Raw genomic sequence first — 20,990 nt, 5'->3', positions numbered from 1 at the left:
TGTACTGATTGCGTAGAAGAACGCATCTACAAAGTGAGCAAAAAGCCAGTAGCCAGACAGAACGTCTGGCACGGGCCCTTAATACCCCTACAGCCCTTGTGGCCAAAGGCTTTGCCCATGTCGCAGGGGGCATGCATCTCCCCCTGCGCAAAGCCCTGGCGGCGGCCTATTTCTGCTCTTCGCCCTGCACCTGACCATCCCAGCCCCCCCCCAGCGCGGCGATCAATTGCACGCTGGCAATCAACCGGCTCTGCAGCAGGCTGAGGACGCTGCGTTCGTTGCTCAGGGCAGTGGCCTGGCTGGTGACCACGTCCAGGTAGGCGATCAATCCGGCCTTGTACTGGTTCTCGGTCAGGCGCAGGGCCTCACGCGCCGAATCCAGGGCCTGCTGGCGCACCTGGGCTTCGTCTTCCAGAACCTTGAGCTGGATCATGTAGTTCTCCACCTCGCGGAAACCGTCGAGCACAGTCTGTCGGTACTTGGCCACGGTCTGGTCGTAGGCGGCTTCAGTGCGATCCACTTCCGCCGAGCGCTGGCCACCATCGAACAGGGTCATGGCCAGTTTCGGCCCCACCGACCAGAACCGGTTCGGCACGCTGATCCAGTCGGCGTAGGTACTGCTGCTGTAGCCTCCGGCCAGGCTCAGGGTCAGGTCCGGGTAATAGGCGGCCTTGGCCACGCCGATATTGGCGTTGGCCGCGATCACCGAACGCTCCGCCGAGGCGATGTCCGGACGCCGCTCCAGCAACTGCGAGGGCAGCGCCAGGGGCACCTGGGGCAGCGCCGGAATCTGCGAGGTTTCTGCCAGGTTGAACTGCGCCGGCGGCACGCCGATCAACACTGCGATGGCGTTCTCGAACTGCGCCCGCTGCCAGATCAGGTCGATCAGGTCGGCCTGGGTGCTTTTGAGCTGGGTCTGGGCCTGGGCCACCGCATCCTTGCCGGACACCCCGGCCTGATACTGGTTCTGGGTCATGGTCAGGGAGCGCTGGTAAGCCGCTACCGTGGCTTCCAACAAGCGCTTCTGCTCATCGATCACCCGCAGTTGCAGGTAGTTCTGCACCAGCTCCGACTGCTGGCTCAGGCGCATGGCCGCCAGATCGGCGAAGCTCGCCTCGGCACTGGCTTGATTGGCTTCCAGGCCACGGCGCAGCTTGCCCCAGATGTCCGCCTCCCAGCTCACCCCCAATTGGGTGTTGTAGGTGTCACGAATGCCGCTGCTGGAACTGCTCAGCCCCGAGTTGCTGCTGCCGGTGCCCTGGCTAGCGCGGGTCTTGCCGGCGCTCAAGTCGACACTGGGAAAGAACGCCCCCCGGGAGCTGCGCACCAGGGCCTGGGCCTGACGGTATTGCGCTTCCGATTGAGCGACGCTCTGGTTGGAGTTGTTGAGCTTCTCGATCAGGCCATTGAGCTGCGTGTCGCCGTACAGCTCCCACCAGGCGCCACGGGCCAGGGCATCGCTGGGGTTGGCCTGACGCCAGCCCTGGGCCTCCTTGTACTGCACCGGTTCGGCCACCTGGGGCCGCTGATAGTCGGGACCGATGGCGCAGGCACTGAGCAGCGCCACGCACAGGCCCAGGCTCAAGGCCCGCGAACCCCGGGCCATGGCCAGGCGCTGGGCGGACAGCGGAGAAACAGGACGGGACGATTGGTCGGTCATAGCGGCGTTTCCAGAGCAGCATCGGTACGGACCCCACGCCAGTGGTTGAACTTGTGGCGCAGGCGATCGAGGTAGAGGTAGACCACCGGGGTGGTGTAAAGGGTCAGGATCTGGCTGAAGACCAGGCCGCCAATGATGGTCAGGCCCAGGGGCTGGCGCATTTCCGAGCCTTCGGCGTTGCCCAGCAACAACGGCAAGGCACCCAGGATCGCCGCCAGGGTGGTCATCAGGATCGGCCGCAGGCGTTGCAGGCAGGCACTGCGGATCGATTGCAGCGGGTCCAGGCCCTGGTGGCGCTCCAGTTGCAGCGCCAGGTCGATCATCAGGATCGCGTTCTTCTTCACCACCCCGATCAGCAGGAACAGCCCCAGCAGCGAGATCAGGCTGAACTCGCCGCCCAGCACGTAGATCGAGAGCAAGGCGCCGACCCCGGCCGACGGCAGTGTGGAGAGGATGGTCAGCGGGTGAATGTAGCTTTCATAGAGCACCCCAAGCACCAGATACACTGCCAGCAATGCCCCGAGAATCATGAACGGCTGGCTCTTCTGGGTGGCGGCGAAGGCGTCGGCGGTGCCGGCCATCTTGACGATCACGTCCTCGGGCATGCCCAGCTTGGCAATCGCCCGCTCGATAGCCGCGGTGCCCTGCTCCACCGTCACGCCTTCGGCCATGTCGAAGGAAATGCTTTCCGAGGCGAACTGCCCTTCGTGGCTGACCCGGTCGTCTTCCAGGCTGTTTTCATAGTGGGCGATGGTCGACAAGGGAATCCGCGCGCCCTCGCTGGTGATCACCTGCACCTGATTCAGGGTAATCGGGTCCCGGGCGTATTTCGGGTTGACCTCCATCACCACCTGATACTGGTTGAGGCTGTCGTAGATGGTGGAGATCTGCCGCTGGCTGTAGGCGTTGTTGAGCACGGCGGTGACCATGTCCATGTCCACCCCCAGGCGCTTGGCCTGGTCACGGTCGACGATCAGAGTCACTTGCTGGGCGCCGTGGCCTTCGCGGGCGTCGATGGCGGTCAGCTCAGGCAAGGCGCGCAGCGCGGTCACCACTTTCGGGTACCACTGGCGCAGCTCGCCCAGATCGCCGCTTTGCAGGATGTAGGAATACTGCGAGGTGGTCTGCTCGCGGCCGCCGCCGAACTGCAGGTCCTGGTCGGCCATCAGCATCAGTTGCGCGCCGGGCACCTTGGGCATTTCCTTGCGTAAACGCTCGATGACCTTCTGCGCCGAGATGTCGCGCTCCTTGATCGGCTTGAGGCGCACCAGCATGAAGGCGTTGTTGGTGCCGTTGCTGCCGCCGATAAAGCCGGCCACGCTTTCCACCGCGGCGTCCTTGAGCACCGCGCGGCGGAAGATCTCCATCTTCGGCTGCATCACGCTGAAGGACAGGCCGTCGTCGCCGCGCACGAAGCCGATCAACTGGCCGGTGTCCTGCTGCGGCATGAAGGTCTTGGGCACCACCACGTACAGGGCCACGTTGACGCCAATGGTGACCAGTAGGCTGAGCAGGGTCAGGCGCTTGTGCCGCAGCACCCAGTCCAGGCTGGTGGCGTACTTGCCCACCATCCACTCGTTGCTGCGCCGGCTCCAGCGTTGCAAGGCGTTTTCCTGGCCCGGGGTGTGGGGCTTGAGCCAACGGGCGCAGAGCATCGGGGTCAGGGTCAGGGACACCACCAGGGACACCACGATGGCCGCTGCCAGGGTGATGGAGAACTCACGAAACAGGCTCTCGATGATCCCGCCCATGAACAGGATCGACAGGAACACCGCCACCAGCGACACGTTCATCGACAGCAGGGTGAAGCCCACCTCCTTGGCCCCCAGGTACGCCGCCTTCATCGGCGCAATACCTTCGTCGATGTGCCGGGAAATGTTCTCCAGGACCACGATGGCGTCGTCCACCACCAGCCCGGTGGCGAGGATCAGCGCCATCAGCGACAGGTTGTTCAGGGAGAACCCGTACAGGTACATGATGGCGAACGTGCCCACCAGGGACACCGGCACCGCCAGGGTCGGGATCACCGACGCGCGGAAATTGCCAAGGAACAGGAACACCACCAGGATCACCAGGGCCACGGCGATCAACAGGGTCATCTCCGCCTCGTGCAGGGTGGCCTTGATCACCGGCGAGCGGTCCATGGCCAGGTTGAGCTTGACGCTGGCCGGCAGCACCGCCTGCAACGCCGGCAACTGGGCCTTGATCTCGTTCACCGTCTCGATGATGTTGGCCCCGGCCTGACGGTTGATCACCAGCAGCACCGCCGCATCGTCGTTGAAGAAACCGCTGTTATAGCGGTCTTCCACGCCGTCGCTGACCTTGGCCACGTCTTTCAGACGCAGGGCCGCACCGTCCTTGTAGTGGATGATCAGCGGCTCGTAGTCGCGGGCCTTTTCCAGCTGATCGTTGGCCTGGATCTGCCACAGCCGCTGGTCATCCTCCACCGAACCCTTGGGCCGACGCTGGTTGGCGTTGGCAATGGCGTTGCGCACGTCGTCCAGGGCCACGCCGTACTGGTTGAGCAACTGCGGCTCCAGCTCGATGCGCACCGCCGGCAAGGAGCTGCCGCCGATCTGCACTTCGCCCACGCCCTGCACCTGGGACAGGCTCTGGGACAGGATGGTCGAGGCCAGGTCGTAGAGCTGGCCCTTCTCCAGCACATCGGAGGTCAGCGACAGCACCATGATCGGCGCCTGGGACGGGTTGACCTTCTTGTAGGTGGGCATGCTGCGCATGCCGCTGGGCAGCAGGTTGCGCGAGGCGTTGATGGCCGCCTGCACTTCCCGGGCTGCGCCGTTGATGTCGCGGTCCAGGTCGAACTGCAGGATCACCCGGGTCGAGCCCTGGCTGGAGCGGCTGCTCATGGTGTTGACCCCGGCAATCGCGCCGAACGAGCGCTCAAGCGGCGTGGCCACGGTGGACGCCATGACCTCGGGGCTGGCCCCGGGCAGGCTGGCCTGGACCACGATCACCGGGAAATCCATCTGCGGCAGCGGCGACACCGGCAGCAGGCCGAAGCTGACCCCGCCCAGCAGCATGATCGCCAACGACAGCAGCATGGTTGCCACCGGACGTTTGATGAAAGGTCCGGACAGGTTCATGGCTGAACGCCCCGGGCTGGAGGCTGGCTGCGGCCCTTCATGCCTCCACCTCTTGGGCGTCTTCACCTTTGCCGAAGCGCCGACCCAGGCGGTCGAAGTACAGGTAGATCACCGGCGTGGTGAACAGGGTCAGCACCTGGCTCACCAACAGGCCGCCCACCATCACCAGGCCCAGGGGCTGGCGCAGTTCGGCACCGGAACCCGTGGCCAGCATCAGCGGCACGGCGCCGAACAGCGCCGCCAGGGTGGTCATCAGGATCGGCCGGAAACGCAGCAGCGCCGCCTGGTAGATGGCCTGTTCCGGGGCCATGCCCTGGTGGCGTTCGGCGTCGAGGGCGAAGTCGATCATCATGATCGCGTTCTTCTTGACGATGCCGATCAGCAGGATGATGCCGATGATCGCGATCATGCCCAGGTCATTGCCGCTGAGGATCAGCGCCAGCAAGGCCCCCACCGCCGCCGAAGGCAGGGTGGAGAGAATGGTGATCGGGTGGATGTAGCTCTCGTAGAGCACCCCCAGGACGATGTACATGGTCACCACCGCCGCCAGGATCAGCAGCAAGGTGCTCGACAGCGAGGCCTGGAAGGCCTCGGCGGCGCCCTGGAAGCGGGTCTGCACCCCCACTGGCATGCCAATGTCCTGCTGCACCTGTTCGATGACGTTCACCGCCTCCCCCAGGGCCACACCGGGCGCCAGGTTGAAGGACATCATCACCGCCGGGAACTGGCCGATATGGGCGATGGCCAGTTGCGCCTGGCGCTCCTCGACATGGGCCAGGCTCGACAGCCGCACTTGCCCGCCGTCGGTGGTCTTGACGTGGATCTGCTCCAGGGCCTGGGGGCCGATGCGCTCGCCGGCCTGGGCCTGGAGCACCACCCGGTACTGGCTGGCCTGGGTGTAGATGGTGGAAATCTGCCGCTGGCCGAAAGCGTCGTACAGGGCGTCGGTGATGTTGGCCACCGAAACCCCGACCCGGGACGCCGCATCGCGGTCGATCACCAGGTACACCTGCAGGCCCTTGTCCTGCAGGTCGCTGGCCACGTCGGTGAGTTCCGGGCGCTGGGCCAGGGCTTCGCTCAGGCGCCCGCTCCACAGGGCCAGCAGCTCGGCGTCCGGCGAAGACAGGCTGAACTGGTACTGGGTCCGACTGACCCGGTCCTCAATGGTCAGATCCTGCACCGGCTGCATGAACAGGCGGATGCCCAGCAGTTTGTCCACCTCAGGCTGAATCCGCGCAATCACCTGGGCCGCGCTCAGGTCACGCTGGTTGTGGGGCTTGAGGTTGATCAGCAGACGGCCACTGTTGAGGGTCGCATTGTCGCCGTCGACGCCGATGTAGGACGACAGGCTTTCCACGGCCGGGTCCTGCAGGATGATCTTCGCCAGGTCTTGCTGGCGTTGGCTCATGGCGGCGAAGGACACCGACTGCGGCGCCTCGGAAATGCCCTGGATGACTCCGGTGTCCTGCACCGGGAAGAAGCCCTTGGGCACCACCAGGTACAGAAACACGGTCAGGCCCAGGGTGCCGACGGCCACCATCAGGGTCAGGAACTGATGCTTGAGCACCCATTGCAACTTGCGCCCGTAGCTTTCGATCAACCAGTCGATCCAGGCGCCGCTGGCGCGGTAGAAACGCCCCTGCTCTTCAGGCTTGGGCTCACGCTTGAGCAACCGCGCGCACATCATCGGCGTCAGGGTCAGGGACACCACCAGGGAAATCAGGATCGCCACCGCCAGGGTGATGGCGAATTCGCGGAACAGCCGGCCCACCACATCCGCCATGAACAGCAGCGGGATCAGCACCGCGATCAGCGACAGGGTCAGGGAGATCAGGGTGAAACCGATCTGCTTGGCGCCCTTGAGCGCCGCCTGCATCGGGCTGTCGCCCTCCTCGATAAAGCGCGAGATGTTCTCCAGCATGACGATGGCATCGTCCACCACGAAACCGGTGGCGATGGTCAGGGCCATCAGGGTCAGGTTGTTCACCGAAAAACCGGCCAGGTACATCACCCCGAAGGTGCCGATCAGCGACAGCGGCACGGCAATCGACGGAATGAGGGTGGCGCTGGCGCGACGCAGAAAGAGGAAGGTCACCATCACCACCAGGGCGATGGCGATGAACAGCTCGTGCTGCACATCCTTGACCGAGGCGCGGATGGTCTGGGTGCGGTCGGTGAGCACCGTGACGTCCAGGCCCGCCGGCAGGTTGTCGGTGATGCTCGGCAGCAGCGCCTTGATCCGGTCCACCACCTCGATCACGTTGGCCCCGGGCTGGCGCTGGATATTGAGCAGCACTGCCTGGTTTTCGTTGGCCCAGGCCGCCAGCCGCTCGTTCTCGGCGCCGTCGACGATCTCGGCGACATCCTTCAGGCGCAGCGGTGCGCCATTCTTGTAGGCCAGGATCAGCTCGGCGTAATCCTTGGGCGAGGTCAGCTGGTCGTTGGCATCGAGCATGGAGACCCGGGTCGGGCCGTCGAAGTTGCCCTTGGGCTGATTGACGTTGGACGCGGCAATCAAGGTGCGCACATCCGCCAGGTTCAGGCCATTGGCCGCCAAAGCCTCGGGGTTGACCTTGATCCGCACCGCCTGGCGCTGGCCCCCGGCGATGCTGACCATGCCGACGCCGCTGATCTGGGCGATCTTCTGTGCCATGCGGGTGTCGACCAAGTCATTGAGCTTGGGCAGCAGCATGGTCTTGGAAGTGATGGCCAGGGTCAGCACCGGGGTGTCCGCCGGGTTGACCTTGTTGTACACCGGCGGCGCCGGCAGATCCTTGGGCAGCAAGTTGGTGGCGGCGTTGATGGCCGCCTGCACCTGTTGCTCGGCCACGTCCATATTGATGTCGAGGCTGAAACGCAGGGTCAGCACCGAGGCGCCACCGGAGCTGGTGGAGGCCATCTGGGTCAGGCCGGGCATCTGCCCGAACTGGCGCTCCAGGGGCGCGGTGACCGCGCTGGTCATCACGTCCGGGCTGGCCCCGGGGTACAGGGTCATGACCCGGATGGTCGGGTAGTCCACCTGGGGCAAGGCCGAGACCGGCAACAGGCGATAGGCGATCAGGCCGGCCAGGACAATGGCCAGCATGCTCAGGGTGGTGGCTACCGGACGCAGGATGAACAGTCGCGAGAAATTCATGCGCCGACCTTTTGCGCCTTGCCATCAGCCGGCTTGCCATCCGCGGCCGGCGCAGCGGCGGGCTTGCCCTGCAGGTGTTCGGTGGGGCTGGTGGGCACTTCGCTGCTGTCGTTGACCACTTCCACCTCGCTGCCGTCCTTGAGGCGGTCGGTGCCTTCCATCACCACCCGGTCGCCGGCCTTGAGGCCGTCCTTGATCACCGTCAGGTCGCCGTTGCTGTCGCTCACCTGCAGTTGGCGGATCTTCACCTTGTTATCACCATCCAGGGCGTAGACGAAGGTGCCGTTGGTGCCGAACTGGATCGCGGCCGAAGGTGCCAGCACCACGTTCTTCAGGGTGTCGGCCAGCAGCCGCACATTGACGAACTGATTGGGGAACAGGCCCTGGTCGCGGTTATCGAAGCGCGCCTTGAACTTCAGGGTGCCGGTGGTGGTGTCGATCTGGTTGTCCAGGCTCTGCAGCATGCCGCTGGCCTGCAATTTCACATCGCCACGGTCCCAGGCTTCCACCGGCAGCTTGGCGCCGCTGTGGTAGCGCTTGAGCACGGTGTCCAGGCTGTTCTCCGGCAGGGTGAAGGCCACGCTGATGGGCTGGGTCTGGGTGATGATCACCAGTGCCGTGGTGTCGTTGGCCGACACCAGGTTGCCCACGTCCAGCTGACGCAGGCCCACGCGTCCGGCGATGGGCGCACGGATATTGGTGAATTCGAGGTTGAGCTTGGCGTCGTTGACCGCCGCCTGATTGGTCTTGACCGTGCCCTGGTACTGGCCCACCAGCGCCGCAGCGGTGTCCAGGGTCTGTTTGGCGATGCTGTCCTGGGCGTACAGGCCGCGATAACGCTCAAGGTCGACCTGGGCGTTCTTCAGCTGGGCCTGGTTCTGCAGCAAGGTGCCTTCGGCCTGGAGCAAGGCGTTCTGATAAGGACGCGGATCGATCTGCGCCAGCAGGTCGCCGGCCTTGACCATCTGCCCTTCCTCGAAGTTGACCTTGACCAGCTCCCCCGCTACCCGGCTACGCACATTGATGGTGTTGAGCGCCGTCACTGTGCCCAGGGCCTTGTAGTACAGCGGGAAGTCACCCTGAGTCACCGGCGCCACCCGCACCGGGATCGGCCCGCTGGCACCGCCGAAGCCAGGGCGCAGGCTGCCGCTGCGTCCGGTATGCCCGGCCGCGGCCTTCGCCTGTGCACCCTCTTGGGGGGCGCTGCCGGCGGGCCAGAATTTCCAGCACAGGCCGATCACCAGTAGCAGGACAAACAGGCCGAACAGCCAGCGACGAGAGTTGCGGGGAGCAGAGGATTGCATGGAGTGATCAACCATTGGGCGCGTGGGAGTCTTCTTTGGGGAAGGCTGAAAGATAAGCACTAGAGCGGTTTTAGCAAAGCGCCTTTACCGGCAATTTACCTTTGACTGACGTTTCAAGGTGCGGCGCTAAGCCACTGAAGCACAAATAAAAACGGCCTGGACAGAGCCAGGCCGTGAATAATTGTAAAACCTGTTACTTGAGCACGGCCAGGGCCGCGTCGTAGTTCGGCTCTTCGGCGATTTCCTTGACCAGCTCGCTGTGCAGCACGGTGTCGTTTTCATCCAGCACCACCACGGCGCGGGCGGTCAGGCCGGCCAGCGGGCCGTCGGCGATGGCCACGCCGTAGTTTTCGATGAACTCGCGACCGCGCAGGGTCGACAGGTTCTGCACGTTTTCCAGGCCTTCGGCGCCGCAGAAACGGGCCTGGGCGAACGGCAGGTCAGCGGAGATGCACAGCACCACGGTGTTGGCCAGCTCGTTGGCCTGGGCGTTGAACTTGCGTACCGAGGTCGCGCAGGTCGGGGTGTCGACGCTTGGGAAGATGTTCAGCACCTTGCGCTTGCCGGCGAGGCTGCTCAGGGAAACATCGGCCAGACCGGCGCCTACCAGGGAGAACGCAGGGGCTTTGGAACCCACTTGCGGCAGTTGGCCGTTGACCTGAACCGGGTTGCCTTTGAGAGTGACTTGAGCCATGAACGGAGTCCTTTATTGAACAGTGATGATGGAACAGCAATGAGAAATTCTTGAGAGGCCGAAGTTAAGCATGAAACCGCGCGGGCACCTATTGCCGGGCGGATAAATTGTCCAACAAACCGCTTCAGCAACGCCCCGGCGAGCCGCGCAATGATCGCCGATCATGGATCGGTAATCGGTAATCGGTAATCGGTAATCGGTAATCGAAGGAGCTGGCTTGCCAGCGAAGACGTCCGCAAGAGCACCGCAAGGCTCAAGGGCCCTTTCGCCGGCAAGCCGACTCCTACAGGTGCGCCAGCAGCAAGTCCGCGACCGGGCCGCCGGAGGCCGGGTTTTGCCCGGTGATCACCCGCTGGTCCTGCACGGCAAATGGTGCCCAGGGCGCGGCGGCCTTCTGGTACAGGGCACCGCGCTTGACCAGTTCGGTTTCCGTCAGGTACGGCACGTATTGGTCCAGCTCGACCAGCTTTTCCTCTTCATTGGAGAACCCGGTGACCTGCTTGCCGGCAATCAGCAGCGAGCCATCGCTGAGCCTGATGTTGAGCAAGCCCGCCGCGCCATGGCAGACCGAACTGACATAACCACCCTGCTCGTAGATGTCACGGCTCAGGGCCTGCAACTCGGGGTTGTCGGGGAAATCCCAAACCACGCCATGCCCGCCGGCGTAATAGATAGCCAGGTAATCCTTGGAGCGGACCTGCTCCGGCTTCAGGGTCGCGCCCAGGCGGCTCATGAAAGCGCTGTCCTGGTACCACTGCCAGTCGGTGTCGTCCGCCATGGCCAGGCTGTGGGGATCGATGGGCACATAACCGCCCTTGGGGCTGACGTAATCCACCTCGAACCCTGCCGCCTCGACCTTTTTCACAAAGTGCACCGCCTCACCCAGCCACAGGCCGGTGGCACGGTTCAAGGTCGGGTACTTGGCCACGCTGGTCAGGACCACTAGAATTTTCTTGCTCACGGCATGCTCCTTGGCTATCCACACAGAGAATCACGAAGACGGCTCGACGCTCAGCAAGCGCACCATGTTGCGGTGCCGGGCATCGAAAATCCGCGCCATGTAGGCGTTGACCACCAACCGTTCCAAAGGTGCACCGCCGATGGCCCGATAGGTCACCCGGTCGGTGTACAGGGTCCCCCCTTCGGCGGCCTCCACCCGATGCTCATGGCGAAAGGCTCGCAACGGCCCCTTGAGCATTTCATCGACAAAATGCCGCTCGCCCACCTCACGTATAACCACCGTCCATGTCGCCGGAATGACACCCCACATCCAGTGCCTGAAGCTGAACTGGCGCCCGGCGCTGATCCGCAGATCGTTCAGATCGATGCCCCCCAAGGGCGTGACGGGCTCGGGAAAGATCTTCGGAAAGTTGCCCCCCTCAAGACAGAAATCCAGGACCTGAGCCGGGCTGCAACCTGCCAGAAAAGTCGTGCGTTCAACTACGGGCATACCTGAAAGCTCCTTCCTCAACCAGAATACACATCACATAACGGATTAGGATAATCCTATAACTAGTTGTTTTTATTGGCTTTATTATTCTATAAACAACATTAACTTAACCTTATAGATAATAAGGCAATAGTCATAAATCACTTGAGGTTGTCCATTCCCTTCGAGCAGCCCCATACAGCTCGGAGCACAGCTTCCGCGCATGGCAAATCAGCGCAGACCCGATCCCTGCCGCCCCCTACGGCCAACGCTGAACCGTCCTGGCCTTCCTGCTTTTCAATAGACGGATTCGAGTCGAGGACTTTTATCCGGGAAACCGGTAGGGTGCGCAATTTCCTCCATCCATTACTGGATGTTGCTGCCGGTTGCACGGAGTTTTACCGCCCAATGAGTTGCTGGACCCTACTCGGCCTGCCCGCCACCGCAGATACCCGGACCATCAAGCGCCACTACGCCAGGCTGCTCAAGCAGACCCGTCCGGATGAAGACCCGCAAGGTTTCCAACGCTTGCGCGACGCCTATGAAGAGGCACTCGCCCATAAGGATTGGGAGCAACAGAACGAGCCCCTGGAGACGCTCGAGACCTGGGCAGACAACGCGCCGGCAACCTTGGCGCTGTCACCGGTGCAGCGGGTGGCCATGCTGCTCAAGGAGCTGCCTGTCGATCAGCTCGACCAGCGCTATCAGCAGGCCCAGGAGCAGGCGTGCGCCTATGAGTTCGAACTGGCCCTGCTGCGCTATTGCGTCGAACACCCGGCGCAAGCCGACGCGGTGTTGCACTGGGGGTTCGAGCGTCTGCGCTGGATGAGTGCCTGGCAACGCCTGGATCTGCCGGAGTATCTGGTGCAGGAGTTGCAGCAGCAGCTCTATCAGCGAGTACAAGAGCCACTGGCCGCAGCCCTGGAGGCCAAGGATGAAGCGGCGTTCCTGAAGGCCTACGCCCAGCGTTCAGCCCATGCCTGGCTGCTGCACCTGCAACACCGACAATGGTTCAACCAATGGCTGGCACAAACACTGGCCAACAGTCCTTATTGGTCGGTGGCGGTGTTCCAGGCGGTCTGTGCCGGCCAAGGCTGGCACACCAACAGTGCAGACAACTGCCCGGAACAGCTCTGGCCGCGGCTGTTGAAACGCCATCAGGCACCGCTGTACCTGGCCCACCAGCAACAACTGGCGAGCGAACCGCCGAGCACCCCGGAACACCGTGCGGCACGCTTGTTACTCGCGCCCCTGAGCTTCAGTCAGCGCCGCGCCTGGGCCCGACACCTGGGCAACCTGGACTGGCAGGCCTGCCACAAGCTGGCCGCAAGCCTGGCGGCAGACTACCCGGAAGTCGCCGCCGGCATGCCCGCCAGCAACCCCTACTTCTGGCGGGACTGGGAACACGCGATCAACAGCTGGCCGATGCTCCTGGGGGTGGTCCTGGCCTGCCTCACCGGCGCAATGGCCGATTACGCCGGGCAAGACAGCAGCCCCTGGGAGATTATCGGCGTCACGCTGGTCTGGGCCCTGTGCTTCTGCGCCGCGGGCGAAGGGCTACAGCGACTTTGGCGCCCCCTGAGCCAACGCCTGTTCCAGTGGGACGAGCGCCTCAGCCAACACCTGCCTCGGCACCAGACGCCCTATCACGACGTGCAGCTGATCCGCGACCTGCTGCCCGCGGCGCTGCTGGGCGCACTGCTGGGCGTGGCGATCCACCCAGTAGCCACTATCACTTATCTCGGGGTCCTGCTGCTGGTGGCCCTGGCCCGTCAGCGCCAGATCGACCCGCTGAACGCCTGGCAACGCATCAACCCCTGGCCGCGTCGCCTGCTGCTGGGCACAGGACTGGTGCTGCTGGTGGCCGTCATCGCCACCCTCAAGTGGTTCGACGAGCGCTACACCGCCGGGCGTTATCAGGGCCTGCAGCCCTGGACCGAACGGCTGTGCGCGCGCATGCCGGCCGATACCCCCGAGTGCGCAGCACCGGCCACCCAGGAGCAGTGGTACCCCAAGGAGGAGCGGCCATGAGCCAACGCCCCTTGTTGCTTTTCGGTTGCACGCTGATTTTCGGCTTGTTTGCGCTCCTGGCTGCCGGAGCCCCGATCGCCCGCTTCGAACTGTGGCTGGCCGGCCTGGACAGCCCCGCCAGCGCCCAGGCCGCGGCCAGGGCGCCGCTGATCGACTGCGTCAACCAATACGATGTGCCTTGGCGCCTGGGCTACTACACCTACGGCACTCAAGCGGCCTGGCGCGCGGCGTTCACCGACCTGCTGAACAATGCCAAGGACTTCGCAGACGGCGCGAAGACCGACATGGATACCCTGCCCGCCCGCGACTGCGAACCGCGCATGCTCTATCGGCTGCGCCACCTGCAACCCGACGCCCCGCTGATCGGCCTGGCCGAGCGCTACATCGACGCACTGCACCAGGCCAACCTGGCCCGTCGCGCTCATTCCAGCGCCGTACCCGGTGCTTACATGCCGGCCGAGAAAGACGCGGCCACTGTTGCCCTGCTCAAGCCCAAGTTCGACCACTACCTGCAAGCCTCCGCCGACCTGCGCGCGGCCCTGGCGAGCGCAGACATCGGCGCCCGACGCGAGCAACAGCGGCTGCTTGAGCAACGCCTGGGGCAGGACATCCACTGGCACCTGCTGGACTACATGATCCAGGCGCGACTCACGGTGGAGCAGATCAGCCAGGGCATGCGCGAGAAAACCCTGACCCCGGCGCAACTGGCACAGGCCAGCCAGGACCTGCAACGGACCTGGGATGCCGGGCAGCCCTTGCGCAACCGACCACAGAGCAGCCGCACGCAACCGGCCTATTACCTGTGGAGCCAGATCACGCGGCCGGCGCAGCGCTATCAGCAAGCCTTGCTCGCCCTGCATCAGGACTGGCAGAAACAGGCTGAGCCACAGCATCTGAGCGAGGACTATCACGCCGTCATGCGGGCCTACGACTCGCTGCTCAGCTACTACAACAAGCAGGCCCAGGTGGACTATTGAAGCGGCAGCGGCCCTGTTGGCCGCCGCCGAACAGTCAGGCCCTAACGCCCCTTGAACTTGGCGAAAGACTGGTGGAAGTCCGCCGCCCAACCGTCGATGACGTTCTTCACGTCTTCGGCCTTCATCACTTGCGTGTCGTTTTCCAGGGGCTTGCCAGTGCCCTTGCGCACCACCTGGGCAATGACCTTGCCGCTGCTGCCATCGAGAAACACTGCCTCGGTGCCCAGCGTGGTTTGCTGGTCGCGAATTCCGCTGGCGGTGCTGACCGCCGCTGCCACCAGGGCCACAGGAATGATTTCATAAGGCTTCAGGCCTTCGGTTTTACTGCTGACCGCCGTGATTGCCGCCCGCACCACTAGCACCCCCGGCCCGGGGCCTTGAGCCAGGGGCAGGCTGCGCGCCGCCTCACGCCTGAGGGCCTGGTCGTAGTACTGATTGATGCCGTCGAGGGTGCTCTGGGGAATCTTCGCCGTGGCTTGTGGCTGCGGATAGAACTGGGTGGGTTCGATGTAGATCGCCCGGTACCGGTCGGTATCCAGCTTGGGATCGATCCAGCGCATCACCTCCACCCCGGAGGGCGACTTGGCCTCCTTGAGTCGGCTGTAATCCTGGAGAAACCCGGAGTATTCGTCGGGCTGGGTCACGTTGCTGGAGCAGCCGACCATGGCCAAAGAGGCAAGGCACGCCGTGCCGATCATCAATGCAAGTTTCATGGGTAACTCCTGTAGGTGAAACAGCCAGAAACTGGCCAGGGGAGTTACAGGTATAGCCAAAAGTTTGTCGCTGGGCAGGGTGTTTTTAGGATGGAAAGGCCCCAGGGGCCCCGGCGAAAGCCATCTTCGGGGCCCCTTCGCCGGCAAGCCGGCTCCTACGGGAAAGGTGCCGGCGGTTACCGGCGGCGGAACAGCGGGCGGGGCTCGATCACTGAGCGGCCATAGAGCACGCTCATGCCCACCAGTCCCTTGAGAGCGTCCAGGGCGCATTTGTCTTCGCGCACGGCAAAGCTGTCGAAGCCGCACTGACGCATATGGCTCAGTTGATCGCGCAGCACGTCGCCAATGGCCCGCAACTCGCCCATCCAGCCCAGGCGGGTACGCAGCAGGTAGGCCTGGCTGTAGCCCCGGCCATCACGAAAGCTCGGGAAGTCCACGGCAATCAGCGGGATCAGCTTGAGCCAGGGCTTGAGGCTTTCCACTTCGTCATCCGGGCCGATCCATACGCCGTCCCGGGCCGGGTGATGCTCGATGCGACGCATCAGCCACAGGGCCAGGGGCAGGATCAGCGGCCCGTCGGGCAGCGTATCGTCAACCCCGCGCACCAGGCTCCAGGCATCGTCCTCGACCAATTGGGCTTCGCCCTCGCACAGCCGCAGCAGATTGTTCATGCCAGCGCCTCCAGGGCCTTGGGATAGACCCGCTCCTTGAACGGCTCCAGGCCGATGCGCTGCAGGGTCTCGACGAAGGGTTCGTCGCTTTCGCGGTAGCGCACGAAGGTGGCGATGATGCGCTCGATCACTTCGGGGATTTCCTCGGCGCTGAAGGACGGCCCGATCACCTTGCCCAGGGCGCTGTCACGCCCCTTGGCGCCGCCCAGGGTGACCTGGAACCACTCGCTGCCGTTCTTGTCGACCCCGAGGATGCCGATATTGCCGATGTGGTGGTGGCCGCAGGCGTTCATGCAGCCGGAGATGTTCAGGCTGATGTCCCCCAGGTCATGGAGGTAGTCCAGGTCCTCGAAGCGCTGCTGGATGGCCAGGGTAATCGGCAGCGACCTGGCGTTGGCCAGGGCACAGAAGTCGCCGCCCGGGCAGGCGATGATGTCGGTCAGCAAGCCCGCGTTGGCGGTGCCCAGGCCGTGCTCAGAGGCACACTGCCAAAGCTCGAACAGCTGCGACTTGGGCACATCCGGCAAGACGATGTTCTGTTCATGGGCAATACGGATCTCGCCGAAGCCGAAACGCTCGGACCAGTCGGCCACCGCCTCCATCTGCTGACCGGTGACGTCCCCCGGCGGCGAGCTTGGCCCCGGTTTGGTGGACAGCACCACGCAGGTGTAACCCGGCACCTTGTGCGGGTGCACATTGCGCGCCACCCAGCGGGCGAAGGCCGGCGACTCGGCCAGGTGGCTGCCGTAATCCAGATCGGTGTCCGCCAGGCGCTCGTAGATCGGCGGCACGAAGGCGCTGGCGACCCGCTGGTACTCTTCGTCGGTGAGCTGCGCCGGACCGTCCTTGAGGTGCTGCCACTCCTCCTCCACTTCCTTGGCGAAGGCCTCGATGCCCAGGGCCTTGACCAGGATCTTGATCCGCGCCTTGTACTTGTTGTCACGCCGGCCATAGCGGTTGTAGACCCGCAGCACCGCCTCGACGTAGGACAGCAGGTGCTGCCAGGGCAGCCCGTCGCGAATCTGCAGGCCAAGGATCGGCGTGCGCCCCAGGCCCCCGCCGACGATCACGCGCAAAAGCATTTCGCCGCTGCGGGCACGATAAAGATACAGGCCGATGTCATGCATCATGATCGCCGCGCGGTCCTGCCTGGCCGAGCAGATGGCGATCTTGAACTTGCGTGGCAGGAACAGGAATTCCGGGTTGATGGTGGACCACTGGCGCAGGATCTCCGCCAGGGGGCGCGGGTCCAGGTACTCATCGGCGGCGACCCCGGCAAAGGCCTCGGTGGTGATGTTGCGTACGCAGTTGCCGGAGGTCTGGATGGCGTGCATCTCCACCTCGGCCAGGCGCTGCAGGATGTCCGGCACCTGGGCCAGCTCGATCCAGTTGAACTGCAGGTTCTGCCGGGTGGTGAAGTGACCGTAGCCGCGGTCGAAATCCCGGGCGATGCTGGCCAGGGTACGCATCTGCCGGGCACTCAGGGTGCCGTAGGGAATCGCCACCCGCAGCATGTAGGCGTGCTTCTGCATATACAGGCCGTTCTGCAGGCGCAGGGGCAGGAACTCCTCCTCACTCAGTTGGCCGCCCATGAAGCGCTCGACCTGATCACGAAACTGCGCCACCCGCTCAAAGACCAGGGCCCGGTCATAGTCGTCGTACTGATACATGTGCCTACCTCATCCTCATCGGTGCTGGTCGTGCTCGAAACGGCGCGTATTGTGAGGGGGCGACTATGCGCGTACGGCGCAGAACGTTACAGATTCAGGTAAAAACTAAAAAACCATATCAGCCGCCACCATAGCGCCGTGGACATGAGATAAATCTGATCCGTATTAATGCAGTTTTTCTGAGCCTGTTTTGTTTCCCCGCTGATTCCTACAGTGCACCCCGTGCCAGACCGGGTGGCCTGGCAAGACTTTGCAAACGTGGAAGCATTGACCATGAACTCAGCAACAATCGGACAGGCTTACAACTACAAGGTGGTTCGCCAATTCGTCGTCGCAACCGTGGTATGGGGCGTGATCGGCATGGCCATGGGGGTGTGGATCGCCTCGCAACTGGTGTGGCCGGAGATGAACCTCGATCTGCCCTGGAGCACCTTCGGCCGCCTGCGGCCGCTGCACACCAGCCTGGTGATCTTCGGCTTTGCCGGCAGCGCCCAGTTCGCCGCCAGCTACTACGCAGTACAGCGTACCTGCCAGGTGCGGCTGTACTCCGACACCCTGGCCGCCTTCACCTTCTGGGGCTGGCAGTCGGTGATCGTGATCATGCTGATCACCCTGCCCCTGGGCTACACCACCACCAAGGAATACGCCGAGATCGAATTCGCCGGCGCGGTGTGGATGGCGGTGGTCTGGGTGGCCTATGCCATCGTCTTCTTCACCACGGTGGTGCGGCGCAAGAGCCAGCACATCTATGTCGGCAACTGGTTCTTCGGCGCCTTCATCCTGGTGATCGCCATGCTTCATGTGGTCAACCACCTGTCGATCCCGGTGGACTGGTTCAAGTCCTACCCGGTGTATTCCGGCGCCACCGACGCCATGGTCCAGTGGTGGTACGGGCACAACGCCGTGGGCTTCTTCCTGACTACCGGCTTTCTCGGGATGATGTACTACTTCGTGCCCAAGCAAGTCGGACGCCCGGTGTATTCCTATCGCCTGTCCATCGTGCACTTCTGGGCGCTGATCACCCTGTACATCTGGGCCGGCCCGCACCACTTGCACTACACCGCCCTGCCGGACTGGGCCCAGTCCCTGGGCATGGCCATGTCGCTGATCCTCCTGGCCCCGAGCTGGGGCGGCATGATCAACGGCATGATGACCCTCTCGGGCGCCTGGCATAAGTTGCGCACCGACCCGATCCTGCGCTTTCTGGTGCTGTCCCTGGCGTTCTACGGCATGTCGACCTTCGAAGGCCCGATGATGGCGATCAAGACCGTCAACGCCCTGTCCCACTACACCGACTGGACCATCGGCCATGTGCACGCCGGGGCCCTGGGCTGGGTGGCAATGATCACCTTCGGTGCGATCTACCACATGGTGCCCAAGGTCTTCGGCCGCGAGCAGATGTACAGCGTGCCGCTGATCAACCTGCACTTCTGGCTGGCCACCATCGGCACCGTGCTCTACATCGCTTCAATGTGGGTCAACGGCATCACCCAGGGCCTGATGTGGCGCGCGGTCAACGAAGACGGCACCCTCACCTACTCCTTCGTCGAGGCCCTGGTGGCCAGCCATCCGGGGTTCGTGGTGCGTTTTGCCGGTGGCGTGTTCTTCCTCAGCGGCATGCTGCTGATGGCCTACAACACCTGGCGCACCGTACGCGTGGCCGATGAAGATCTGGCCCTGGGCGACGCGCAGATCGCCTGAGCCAGGCATTGCCCGCCGGTCCCAGTGACCGGCGGCTTTTTTAGGGAGCCGGATGAGCGATGGATATTCTGTTCAATCTGCTGGGGGTGGCGTTTCTCTACCTCAGCATCGAGTACTGCCTGCGCCACCAGAGCGCCAAGAGCCTGGATGACGCCAGCCTGATTCCCTTTGCCGACGACCCCGACGTAGCGCATCGCGTGGAATTGGCCACTGGCAAGAAGATCAACGCCGTGGCGCCGGAAGAGCCCAAGCCGGGATGGATCAACCTGGACATGTAACGCACTCCGTAGGAGCCGGCTTGCCGGCGAAGGGGCCCGCAAGACCTGCACATGGCCGGCGCTCGCTTTCGCCGGCGAGCCAGCGCCTGCATCAGGCGCGCTCGCGGGGGATCAGGCTCTGCAATTGGGCCGCCAGGAAATTGCCGTCGAAAACGAAGGTGTCGGGGTCCTTGAGGCCGTTGGTCTTGCGCCATTGCCAGGCGCCGCTGGCCTCGCCCACCAGGGAAACACTGCCCAGGCGCGCCGCCGTCAGGCCGATCACCGCCAGGGAAATCTGCCCATTGGGCCCCATCACATCCGGGACGAACTCCACTGGTTTGCCAGCGATGACGATGGTCAGCTTCTCGCTGTAGAAGCTGGAGCTTTCCAACGGCAATGCCGGACTGAAGGCCACATAAGGCTCGCGGTGCAGCTCCAGCAGATCCGGCAGCAGCACCGGTGCCAACCACTGTTCAATCTGCCCGAACAGCTCATGAATACGCCGGGCCCAAACCACCGACTGGCTGTCGAACAGCTGCTTCTTGTGGGCTTCGCTGGCGGCGTAGTGGCGGAGCATCTCGCCCAGTTGCTGGATATCGTCCATTGCGGTGTGTCCCTGGCATCGACCCTTGGGAACAGCAGGTCGCCGGTATTGATCATGGCAGATGCCGGTCCCGGGCGTTGGGGTGTTTACCCCAGGGCCAGCCCATTCCTCTAGCCGCTGGCACCGGCCTTGCCCCAGCATGTCGCTGCGGGCCGTTTACTGCCCGCGGCTGGGATACCGGACAGGTACAGGGAGACAGGAGTGAAAACGCAGCCGGTACTGGCGCGGGGTCAGGCCGAGGCTTTTGCGCAAGGCGCTGCCCAAGTGCGATTGGTGGGCAAAGCCGCTGTCGTGGGCAATGGCCGCCAGGGGCAGGTCCGTGCGTTCCAGCAAGCGCCGGGCTGCCTGCAGCCGCACCTCGGTGATCCAGGCATGGGGCGTCAGGCCGACGGCGCGGCGAAAGTCCCGCAGCAGGCGCAGTTCGTTGTGACCGTAAGTGAGTGCCAATTGCGCCAGGGACAAGGGCTGGGCGTACTGGTCGGCGATCTGCTCCAGCACCTGGCTCAGGCGTGGTAACGCTGCGGTGGGGCGCTGGCGGGACTGGGACAGGCCGACAAAGGCCAGGGCACAGTGCTCCAGGGCCAACTCATCGATGACAGGTGCCAACAGCAGGCGCCGGGCTTCACGCCCCAGGGCCAGGGCCTCGGCATGCCCCGGACGCTGCAGGCGGCGCTCGCCGGGGATCAGCGGCGTCTGCTCCTGCCAGCGCGCCAGCAGGTATTCGCCGCCACGGGCAGATTCGGAGAACACCTCAACGCCCTTGGGCGTCAAGGCCAGGGTGCCGGGCCAGGTGTCGAAATCCTCGCGCCGATCGGAGTCGATGGCATGCACCCCGCGCTGGCGTTCCAGGGTCACACCCAGGGTCTGCCACTGCGCCGGATCGCGCGCGCTGTAGGCGGCTGCGGGCAACAGTTGCAGAAGCAGCCGCCCGCCCAGCAGACGGTGTTCGAGGACCTCGGGCATGTGAAATTTCCTGATAGATCGCCAGCTCGGGCGAGACGAAACTGAAGCTCACTCACCCACACCACAGAGGAGTTGC

The 20,990-nt window shown here is 64.0% G+C and carries 16 protein-coding genes; 4 read left to right on the top strand and 12 right to left on the bottom strand.

Going from position 1 to position 20,990, the window contains the following annotated elements; translation table 11 throughout:
• Positions 1 to 166: 166 nt before the first annotated feature.
• From KHO49_RS30930 to KHO49_RS30900, 7 genes are all read right to left on the bottom strand, one after another.
• Positions 167 to 1,660, bottom strand: a complete 1,494-nt coding sequence (locus KHO49_RS30930; RefSeq protein WP_102879181.1) for an efflux transporter outer membrane subunit — start codon at positions 1,658 to 1,660, stop codon at positions 167 to 169.
• Positions 1,657 to 4,764, bottom strand: a complete 3,108-nt coding sequence (locus KHO49_RS30925) for an efflux RND transporter permease subunit (protein ID WP_102863428.1) — start codon at positions 4,762 to 4,764, stop codon at positions 1,657 to 1,659. Before KHO49_RS30925 ends, KHO49_RS30930 begins: the two co-directional genes overlap by 4 nt.
• A gap of 37 nt (positions 4,765 to 4,801) precedes the next feature.
• Positions 4,802 to 7,900, bottom strand: a complete 3,099-nt coding sequence (locus KHO49_RS30920) for an MdtB/MuxB family multidrug efflux RND transporter permease subunit (RefSeq protein WP_102863427.1) — start codon at positions 7,898 to 7,900, stop codon at positions 4,802 to 4,804.
• Positions 7,897 to 9,219, bottom strand: a complete 1,323-nt coding sequence (locus KHO49_RS30915; protein WP_213666487.1) for an MdtA/MuxA family multidrug efflux RND transporter periplasmic adaptor subunit — start codon at positions 9,217 to 9,219, stop codon at positions 7,897 to 7,899. Before KHO49_RS30915 ends, KHO49_RS30920 begins: the two co-directional genes overlap by 4 nt.
• Before the next feature lie 178 nt (positions 9,220 to 9,397).
• Positions 9,398 to 9,898, bottom strand: a complete 501-nt coding sequence (gene tpx, locus KHO49_RS30910) for a thiol peroxidase (protein WP_102863425.1) — start codon at positions 9,896 to 9,898, stop codon at positions 9,398 to 9,400.
• Between the two features lie 283 nt (positions 9,899 to 10,181).
• Positions 10,182 to 10,859 carry a type 1 glutamine amidotransferase domain-containing protein gene (locus KHO49_RS30905; RefSeq protein WP_213666486.1) on the bottom strand — a complete coding sequence of 226 codons (678 nt, stop codon included), beginning with the start codon at positions 10,857 to 10,859 and terminating at the stop codon, positions 10,182 to 10,184.
• A 30-nt stretch (positions 10,860 to 10,889) separates the two neighbouring features.
• Positions 10,890 to 11,348, bottom strand: a complete 459-nt coding sequence (locus KHO49_RS30900) for an SRPBCC family protein (protein ID WP_213666485.1) — start codon at positions 11,346 to 11,348, stop codon at positions 10,890 to 10,892.
• A 387-nt stretch (positions 11,349 to 11,735) separates the two neighbouring features.
• On the opposite strand from KHO49_RS30900, the gene KHO49_RS30895 reads away from it, so the two are divergent.
• Together KHO49_RS30895 and KHO49_RS30890 are read left to right on the top strand one after the other, a co-directional pair.
• The gene (locus KHO49_RS30895; RefSeq protein WP_213666484.1) at positions 11,736 to 13,358 is read left to right on the top strand and encodes a J domain-containing protein; all 1,623 of its coding nucleotides are present in this window, start codon (positions 11,736 to 11,738) and stop codon (positions 13,356 to 13,358) included.
• Complete coding sequence (locus KHO49_RS30890; RefSeq protein ID WP_213666483.1) at positions 13,355 to 14,335, top strand: DUF3829 domain-containing protein; 981 nt, start codon at positions 13,355 to 13,357, stop codon at positions 14,333 to 14,335. Before KHO49_RS30895 ends, KHO49_RS30890 begins: the two co-directional genes overlap by 4 nt.
• A gap of 41 nt (positions 14,336 to 14,376) precedes the next feature.
• Here KHO49_RS30890 and KHO49_RS30885 read toward each other — a convergent pair whose 3' ends face one another.
• The 3 genes from KHO49_RS30885 to nirA form a co-directional block, all read right to left on the bottom strand.
• Complete coding sequence (locus tag KHO49_RS30885) at positions 14,377 to 15,048, bottom strand: DUF3313 domain-containing protein (RefSeq protein WP_213666482.1); 672 nt, start codon at positions 15,046 to 15,048, stop codon at positions 14,377 to 14,379.
• A gap of 176 nt (positions 15,049 to 15,224) precedes the next feature.
• Entirely contained in the window at positions 15,225 to 15,719 is a 495-nt protein-coding gene (locus KHO49_RS30880) for a DUF934 domain-containing protein (protein WP_102879172.1), read from the bottom strand.
• Positions 15,716 to 17,389, bottom strand: coding sequence for a nitrite reductase NirA (nirA, locus tag KHO49_RS30875; protein ID WP_102863418.1), 1,674 nt, complete (start codon positions 17,387 to 17,389; stop codon positions 15,716 to 15,718). The genes KHO49_RS30880 and nirA overlap by 4 nt, the downstream gene beginning before the upstream one ends.
• A 273-nt stretch (positions 17,390 to 17,662) precedes the next feature.
• On the opposite strand from nirA, the gene ccoN reads away from it, so the two are divergent.
• Both ccoN and KHO49_RS30865 read left to right on the top strand, forming a co-directional pair.
• The gene (gene ccoN, locus KHO49_RS30870) at positions 17,663 to 19,090 is read left to right on the top strand and encodes a cytochrome-c oxidase, cbb3-type subunit I (RefSeq protein ID WP_170004376.1); all 1,428 of its coding nucleotides are present in this window, start codon (positions 17,663 to 17,665) and stop codon (positions 19,088 to 19,090) included.
• A gap of 59 nt (positions 19,091 to 19,149) precedes the next feature.
• Positions 19,150 to 19,368, top strand: coding sequence for a cbb3-type cytochrome c oxidase subunit 3 (locus tag KHO49_RS30865; RefSeq protein WP_110596855.1), 219 nt, complete (start codon positions 19,150 to 19,152; stop codon positions 19,366 to 19,368).
• A gap of 91 nt (positions 19,369 to 19,459) precedes the next feature.
• Here the strand turns inward: KHO49_RS30865 and KHO49_RS30860 are convergent, their stop codons facing one another.
• Positions 19,460 to 19,951 (bottom strand): hypothetical protein, encoded by a 492-nt coding sequence (locus KHO49_RS30860; RefSeq protein WP_102879170.1) that lies wholly within the window; start codon positions 19,949 to 19,951, stop codon positions 19,460 to 19,462.
• Between the two features lie 156 nt (positions 19,952 to 20,107).
• Positions 20,108 to 20,914 (bottom strand): helix-turn-helix domain-containing protein, encoded by an 807-nt coding sequence (locus tag KHO49_RS30855; protein ID WP_213666481.1) that lies wholly within the window; start codon positions 20,912 to 20,914, stop codon positions 20,108 to 20,110.
• Positions 20,915 to 20,990 lie beyond the last annotated feature (76 nt).

The sequence above is a fragment of the Pseudomonas sp. RC4D1 genome, from assembly GCF_018390395.1.
Lineage (GTDB): Bacteria > Pseudomonadota > Gammaproteobacteria > Pseudomonadales > Pseudomonadaceae > Aquipseudomonas > Aquipseudomonas danubii.
Note: the sequence above shows the minus strand (reverse complement) of the source record. Positions and strands in the feature narration are given on the sequence as shown.

Bases quoted from the DNA above. Each gene is read 5' to 3' on its own strand.
- KHO49_RS30930 (WP_102879181.1), bottom strand. From the start codon at position 1,660: ATGACCGACCAATCGTCCCGTCCTGTTTCTCCGCTGTCCGCCCAGCGC.
- KHO49_RS30925 (WP_102863428.1), bottom strand. From the start codon at position 4,764: ATGAACCTGTCCGGACCTTTCATCAAACGTCCGGTGGCAACCATGCTG.
- KHO49_RS30920 (WP_102863427.1), bottom strand. From the start codon at position 7,900: ATGAATTTCTCGCGACTGTTCATCCTGCGTCCGGTAGCCACCACCCTG.
- KHO49_RS30915 (WP_213666487.1), bottom strand. From the start codon at position 9,219: ATGGTTGATCACTCCATGCAATCCTCTGCTCCCCGCAACTCTCGTCGC.
- tpx (WP_102863425.1), bottom strand. From the start codon at position 9,898: ATGGCTCAAGTCACTCTCAAAGGCAACCCGGTTCAGGTCAACGGCCAA.
- KHO49_RS30900 (WP_213666485.1), bottom strand. From the start codon at position 11,348: ATGCCCGTAGTTGAACGCACGACTTTTCTGGCAGGTTGCAGCCCGGCT.
- KHO49_RS30895 (WP_213666484.1), top strand. From the start codon at position 11,736: ATGAGTTGCTGGACCCTACTCGGCCTGCCCGCCACCGCAGATACCCGG.
- KHO49_RS30890 (WP_213666483.1), top strand. From the start codon at position 13,355: ATGAGCCAACGCCCCTTGTTGCTTTTCGGTTGCACGCTGATTTTCGGC.
- KHO49_RS30885 (WP_213666482.1), bottom strand. From the start codon at position 15,048: ATGAAACTTGCATTGATGATCGGCACGGCGTGCCTTGCCTCTTTGGCC.
- KHO49_RS30880 (WP_102879172.1), bottom strand. From the start codon at position 15,719: ATGAACAATCTGCTGCGGCTGTGCGAGGGCGAAGCCCAATTGGTCGAG.
- nirA (WP_102863418.1), bottom strand. From the start codon at position 17,389: ATGTATCAGTACGACGACTATGACCGGGCCCTGGTCTTTGAGCGGGTG.
- ccoN (WP_170004376.1), top strand. From the start codon at position 17,663: ATGAACTCAGCAACAATCGGACAGGCTTACAACTACAAGGTGGTTCGC.
- KHO49_RS30865 (WP_110596855.1), top strand. From the start codon at position 19,150: ATGGATATTCTGTTCAATCTGCTGGGGGTGGCGTTTCTCTACCTCAGC.
- KHO49_RS30860 (WP_102879170.1), bottom strand. From the start codon at position 19,951: ATGGACGATATCCAGCAACTGGGCGAGATGCTCCGCCACTACGCCGCC.
- KHO49_RS30855 (WP_213666481.1), bottom strand. From the start codon at position 20,914: ATGCCCGAGGTCCTCGAACACCGTCTGCTGGGCGGGCGGCTGCTTCTG.